Annotated in this window: 2 pseudogenes; both read left to right on the forward strand. The window is 39.9% G+C overall.

The window, feature by feature from the left end:
• Nucleotides 1-205, forward strand: a pseudogene (locus AB4486_RS26600) (hypothetical protein); the annotation flags it as partial.
• Nucleotides 205-476: pseudogene (locus AB4486_RS26605) on the forward strand (hypothetical protein); the annotation flags it as partial. The pseudogenes AB4486_RS26600 and AB4486_RS26605, both read left to right, overlap by 1 nt.

The following is a 476-nucleotide window of genomic DNA, read 5'->3' on the forward strand; positions in this document are numbered from 1 at the left end:
GGATAGCTTTTTTGCAGCTGTTTCAAGTGAGAAAGAAGGTGAAGCAAGCGAAGAAGAAACGGTACCCGTTGTTGAAGCTTACCATGAGATGGAAGCTCGCTCGATACTTGCATTAGACGCCAACTCACTTATTTCAATGGATAAAAACACTATCGAACAACTTGAGAACCTAGATAAAGTTGTTGCTGACAAAGTGAAATCATAATGAAATTTTCTCGAATTGCCGGTTTAGTTACTGCTGCAATTGCGCTAATGGGTTGCCAGAGTAATCAAGGTAGTCAAACGTATTCAGTCGAAAGTAATGCGGGAAATTCATCGCTGATTATCGGCAAGTCAGCACACGAATTTAGCAGTGAAGATATTGAAGTACCTGCTTACTTCAATACCCAAGGTCTTCAATTCTGTACCTATGAAGCAGAAGAAAAAGACACTCGTTGTCCACTCGCAAAAAAAACAATTCGTTTGTATTTTGGTGA

Origin of the sequence: Vibrio sp. 10N.222.55.C6, assembly GCF_041473395.1 — a bacterium.
In the GTDB taxonomy this organism is placed as follows: Bacteria; Pseudomonadota; Gammaproteobacteria; order Enterobacterales; family Vibrionaceae; genus Vibrio; species Vibrio crassostreae_C.